This window comes from Kitasatospora sp. NPDC056531 (assembly GCF_042794375.1).
GTDB lineage: Bacteria > Actinomycetota > Actinomycetes > Streptomycetales > Streptomycetaceae > Kitasatospora.
In genome coordinates this window covers 1-4,785 of the sequence record NZ_JBHTTU010000166.1, presented here as the reverse complement: position 1 = coordinate 4,785, position 4,785 = coordinate 1, and the positions used below count along the sequence as shown (strand labels likewise).

The window sequence follows — 4,785 nt, the reverse complement described above, 5'->3', positions numbered from 1 at the left end:
GCCGTACGCGGGGAACGCGTACGGCGGCCGACACCCGGTGCAGTGTGCCGTCCGTGACGACTACCGCACCTTGACGTACTCCGCTTCCGCCGCGGCCCGGCGCGGCGCCTCCGCCGGTTCCGCCACGGCCACGGCCGCGGCGGTGGCCGCGGCCGTCGGCCAGGCGGCGATCGGGTTGCCCAGCCAGCGCCCCCCGTCCGGGACCCCGCGTGACTGCTGCCGCCGCGGCATGCGCGACCCCGAACTTGTCATCGGCGACGGCGCGATGGGCCTGTGGAAGGCCTTGGCGGAGGTCTTCCCGGCCACTCGCCATCAAAGGTGCTGGGTTCACGAGGCCCGGAATGTCACGAACGCCCTGCCGAAGTCCGCACAGCCGGGTGTGACGAAGGCGATGCAGGAGATCTACAACGCCGAGGACCGCGCCCATGCCGAGAAGGCGGTCGAAGCTTTCGCGAAGACCTACGGGGCGAAGTGGCCCAAGGCCGTCGCGAAGATCGCCGGCGACGCCGAGGAGCTGCTGGCGTTCTACGACTTCCCGGCGGAGCACTGGATCCATCTGCGGACCACGAATCCGATTGAGTCGACGTTCTCCACGGTCAAGCTGCGGACCAAGGTCACCCGCGGGGCCGGCAGCCCGACCGCGGCCCTGGCGATGGTGTTCAAGCTGGTCGAGTCCGCCCAGGAACGCTGGCGTGCGATCACCGGAGCCTCCCTCGTCGCTCTGGTCCGCTCCGGTGCCAGGTTCGAGAACGGCGTCCTGGTCGAGTGCGAGGAGGCCAGTGCGGCGGCATGACGGGCCCCTGCCCCGGCACTCGGTCGGTCAACGTGGCACCGCAATCGGCCAGGGCAACACCGCGGGTGGGGAGGCGTTGTCAGCGGCCGCCCGCTGCGGGGGCGAAGGGTCCGTCCAGGGCCGCCCATTGCAGGAGCAGGATGGTCTTGCCGTCGATGATGCGGCCGTCGCGGGTCATGGCAAGGGCCTCGGCGAAGGGCAGTTCGAGGACCTCGATGTCCTCGCCGTCCTCCTCCAGTCCGCCGCCGGTCCCGGTCCGGTCGGCCGGGGTGTAGGGGGCGGCGAAGAAGTGGAGGCGTTCGGTGACGGAGCCGGGGCTCATGTAGGCGTCGAGGATGTGGATGAGCGGGCCGAGGGTGACGCCGAGCTCCTCGGCGCTTTCGCGGCGGATGGCAGTAGCCGGGCCGTCCGTGTCGAGCAGCCCTGCGGCGGCTTCGATGAGCATGCCGTCGGGGTGGTCGTTGACGTAGGCCGGGTAGCGGAACTGGCGGGTGAGCAGGACGCGACCGCGTCCGGTGTCGTAGGGCAGGACGACGGCGCCGTTGCCGCGGTCGTAGGTCTCGCGCTGCTGGGCTTCCCAGCGGCCGTTGCGGCGGCGGTAGTCGAAGGTGGTGCGGCGCAGGACGTGCCAGCCCTGGGAGGTGAGTTCGACGTCGCGGACCCGGACGTCGGGGTTGCGGTCCAGGCCGCGCCCGGCCTGGTCGAGGCCGGTGCGACCGCGGTGGTCGGGGGTGTCGATCCCGGGGCGGCTCGTCACACGCTCTCCCGCTGGGTGCGGCGGGGGATCTCCGCCACGTCGTGGTAGACGGGCAGGCCGCGGCGGCGGGCGATGGCGACGTCCTGGTCGGCTCCGGTGGAGGCGCCGGGCAGGCGCAGCACGGCGTCGCAGTGCGCGAGCAGGCGGTCGGCGGTCGGGTAGAGCACCTGCTCGGCGAGGGGGTCGATGGGGCCCGCGCCGGCAGAGCGCAGGACGGGCAGCGCGATCCACTCTCCGATCACGGGGAGGTGCCCGGTGGCGAAGACGGGCCACGCGGCGGCTTCGAGGCGGGCGAGGTTGGCGGCAATGGCCTGCGGGTCGCCGTCGGTACCGGAGCGGTAGGGGCCGGCGATCAGGATGAGCATGGGCTCGTCGGCTACGGGCTTGTCGGTCATGGGCGCTACCATACATGCAGAAACGTGCAAGAACAGGAGAGATTGCGGATGCTGGCTGCTGAACGGCGCGACCACCTGCTCGGTCTGCTGGCCCGCGAGGGCAAGGTCGTCGCCAAGGACGTCGCCGCGGACCTGGGGATCTCCGAGGACAGCGTGCGGCGCGACCTGCGCGATCTCGCCGCCGAGGGATTGTGCCAGCGGGTCTACGGCGGAGCGCTTCCCGTCTCACCGGCGGTGGTGGACTACGCCGCCCGGCAGAGCGTGGCCCCGGACGGCAAGCGGAAGGTCGCCTCGGCGGCCGCCGCCCTGGTGCGGCCGGGCGGCACGGTGATCCTCGACGGCGGCACCACCGCTCTCGCCGTCGCCCACGCGCTCCCGCGGGACCTGGCCTGCACCGTGATCACCCACAGTCCGACGGTCGCCGCGGCCCTGCTCGACCATCCGCAGGCGGAACTCTTCCTGCTCGGCGGCCGGATCTTCAAGCACTCGGCGGTCGCGTGCGGCGCGGCCGCGGTCGAGGCCGCGCAGAACGTCTCCGCCGACCTCTGCCTGCTCGGCGTCACCGGCGTGCACCCGGAGGCGGGGCTGACCACCGGCGACGCCGAGGAGGCGGCGATGAAGCGTGCCCTGGCCGCGCGGGCCGCGGACACCTACGTCCTCGCCTCGTCCGAGAAGATTGGCACGGCCTCGCGGTTCCGCGTGCTGCCCTGGGAGAAGACCAGCGGCCTGATCACCGACGCCGACCCCCATGACGCGGTCGTCGAGCAACTCAAGGCGCTCGGCCTGGAAGTCCTGCCGGCCAACTGACAGCTGCGAGCCAACACGGGATCGCGGACCGGCTGGCACGCGTCCAGAGCATCAACCCACCTTCACCATGGCTCGGCGATCCACAGGAATTGGCAATTACTCTCCGCTGCTTGACAGAGCTGATTCCACAGAATGATGCGGTTGACGTGCCCCTCGACCGGACCTGAGTTCCAGCGGAGCGTGAGGCCGGCCATGACCGCGTCCCAGTCCTTGCGCAGGCCGGTGGCGAATCCGCGTAGTTCGGGGAGGCGGCTGGTGACATTCCCCTCGTAGCGTGGAGTTGTGACCAGAGGGGAAGTTGAGGGTCATGGCGGGGAAGAGGCGCTCGTACGACGCGGAGTTCCGTGCGGGGGCGGTACGGATCGTGACGGAGACCGGGAAGTCGGCCGCGGAGGTCGCGCGGGACCTGGGCGTGCACGAGAGCACGCTGCAGAACTGGGTCCACCGCGCGCGGGTGCGGGCGGACGCGGAGGCGGCGGGAGGTCTGGGTGAGTCGGAGCGCGACGAGCTGCGTCGGCTGCGTGAGGAGAACGCCCGGCAGCGCAAGGAGATCGCCGAGCTCGGGATGGAGCGCGATGTCCTCAAGCGATCGGTGGTCCTGTGGGTGAAGGAGGCGATGAAGTGACGGTTGCGGGCTTCATCGCCGACCAGAGGACCGCGCACGGCATCCCGCACACGATCGCCTGCCGGGCACTCGGGGTGTCCGAGTCCTGGTTCTACAAGTGGGTGTGTCACGAACGCGGAAGGGGGCTCGATGTAGGTAGAGCTTCGTGAGGCGGTGCTGCGTGGAAGATGAAGGTTCTGGCCCTTCGGAGTCGCCCTGCGGGGGGAGGCTCCAAACCGCCACATGCTGCGGCGGCTGAAATGCCGTCCGTGGTGAGCGATGTGGAAAAGGCGCCCGTCAAGGCGTCAGGTGGGGATCGGGAAGGCGAGCGTAAGCGAATCGCTACTGACGTGTCGAAATAGAAACAGACGACATCGAAACCGGGGTGTCCACTTGATCCTGGGATGAGCCTGGCGGGAGCCCGCCGACTGGCCAGGTGGTGTCCGGCATGGAGGCGACGCGAGCCCGATCTGCGGGTTCCACGCGGAACGTGAGAAGGCATGGCCCGACACCGTCCGTCCCCTGGGCGGCGAGAGGGAGAATCTCCTGTGGCCTCGGCCGCAGGGGCCTGAGTACCGTCGCGGGTCGTGCTGGCGGACCGGTTCGTATTAGCTGTGAAGCCCCGTAATGGGGGTGGAGCAAAGGGGCCGGGTCATCCGTGGCCGTTGTTCGTTCGATCAACCGGACCAGTTCCGGGAGGAGTCGCATGGACGAGCTGAAATCCTCAGGCAAGCCGTTCGACATTTCGAAGTGGGTGGTGCAGAAGGCGTTCGAGAAGGTCAAGGCGAACAAAGGGGCACCGGGGGTTGACAAGGTGTCGACCGAGGACTTCGAGAAGGATCTGCGGGGCAACCTGTACAAGATCTGGAACCGAATGTCGTCGGGCACCTATTTTCCACCTCCGGTGCGAGCGGTGGAGATTCCGAAGCCGCATGGCGGTGGCAACAGGATCCTGGGCGTGCCCACGGTGGCCGACCGGATCGCCCAGACGGTGGTGGCCATGGAGCTGGAGCGGAAGGTCGAGCAGATCTTTCACCCGGACTCCTACGGTTACCGCCCTGGACGGTCCGCGCTCGACGCGGTGGCCGCCTGCCGGGAGCGCTGCTGGAAGACCGACTGGGTGATCGACCTCGACATCGAGAAGTTTTTCGACAGCGTGCCCTGGGATCTGGTCGTCAAGGCGGTGGAGGCCAACACCGAGCTTCCGTGGGTGGTGCTCTACGTGCGGCGGTGGCTTGCCGCGCCGCTGCAACTGCCCGACGGAACCCTGCAGCAGCGAGACCGGGGGACTCCTCAAGGTTCTGCGGTCTCACCCGTGTTGGCGAATCTGTTCCTGCACTACGCGTGTACGTCCAGGAGTTCGGGCGTCATCTCAACTTGAAAGAGGTGGAGGGGATGTAACCGGACGCCAAGTTCAGGGCAGCCAGCC

Annotated in this window: 6 protein-coding genes; 4 read left to right on the top strand and 2 right to left on the bottom strand. The window is 69.3% G+C overall.

Going from position 1 to position 4,785, the window contains the following annotated elements; genetic code table 11:
• On the top strand, positions 1 to 793 hold a 793-nt coding region (locus ACFQ87_RS43005), incomplete at its 5' end, for a transposase (RefSeq protein WP_380616446.1).
• A 79-nt stretch (positions 794 to 872) separates the two neighbouring features.
• Here ACFQ87_RS43005 and ACFQ87_RS43000 read toward each other — a convergent pair.
• Both ACFQ87_RS43000 and ACFQ87_RS42995 read right to left on the bottom strand, forming a co-directional pair.
• Positions 873 to 1,550: an NUDIX domain-containing protein gene (locus tag ACFQ87_RS43000; protein WP_380616444.1), complete on the bottom strand. Its 678-nt coding sequence runs from the start codon at positions 1,548 to 1,550 to the stop codon at positions 873 to 875.
• Entirely contained in the window at positions 1,547 to 1,915 is a 369-nt protein-coding gene (locus ACFQ87_RS42995; RefSeq protein WP_380616451.1) for a DUF4406 domain-containing protein, read from the bottom strand. The genes ACFQ87_RS43000 and ACFQ87_RS42995 overlap by 4 nt, the downstream gene beginning before the upstream one ends.
• A 78-nt stretch (positions 1,916 to 1,993) precedes the next feature.
• On the opposite strand from ACFQ87_RS42995, the gene ACFQ87_RS42990 reads away from it, so the two are divergent.
• The 3 genes from ACFQ87_RS42990 to ACFQ87_RS42980 all read left to right on the top strand — a co-directional run bounded on the left by ACFQ87_RS42990 (position 1,994) and on the right by ACFQ87_RS42980 (position 4,737).
• Positions 1,994 to 2,752, top strand: coding sequence for a DeoR/GlpR family DNA-binding transcription regulator (locus tag ACFQ87_RS42990; protein WP_380616443.1), 759 nt, complete (start codon positions 1,994 to 1,996; stop codon positions 2,750 to 2,752).
• Positions 2,753 to 3,059: 307 nt separating this feature from the next.
• Positions 3,060 to 3,377 (top strand): transposase, encoded by a 318-nt coding sequence (locus ACFQ87_RS42985; protein WP_380616442.1) that lies wholly within the window; start codon positions 3,060 to 3,062, stop codon positions 3,375 to 3,377.
• Positions 3,378 to 4,062: 685 nt separating this feature from the next.
• Entirely contained in the window at positions 4,063 to 4,737 is a 675-nt protein-coding gene (locus ACFQ87_RS42980; RefSeq protein WP_380616440.1) for a reverse transcriptase domain-containing protein, read from the top strand.
• Positions 4,738 to 4,785: the final 48 nt, after the last annotated feature.

Bases quoted from the DNA above. Each gene is read 5' to 3' on its own strand.
- ACFQ87_RS42980 (WP_380616440.1), top strand. From the start codon at position 4,063: ATGGACGAGCTGAAATCCTCAGGCAAGCCGTTCGACATTTCGAAGTGG.
- ACFQ87_RS42990 (WP_380616443.1), top strand. From the start codon at position 1,994: ATGCTGGCTGCTGAACGGCGCGACCACCTGCTCGGTCTGCTGGCCCGC.
- ACFQ87_RS42995 (WP_380616451.1), bottom strand. From the start codon at position 1,915: ATGCTCATCCTGATCGCCGGCCCCTACCGCTCCGGTACCGACGGCGAC.
- ACFQ87_RS42985 (WP_380616442.1), top strand. From the start codon at position 3,060: ATGGCGGGGAAGAGGCGCTCGTACGACGCGGAGTTCCGTGCGGGGGCG.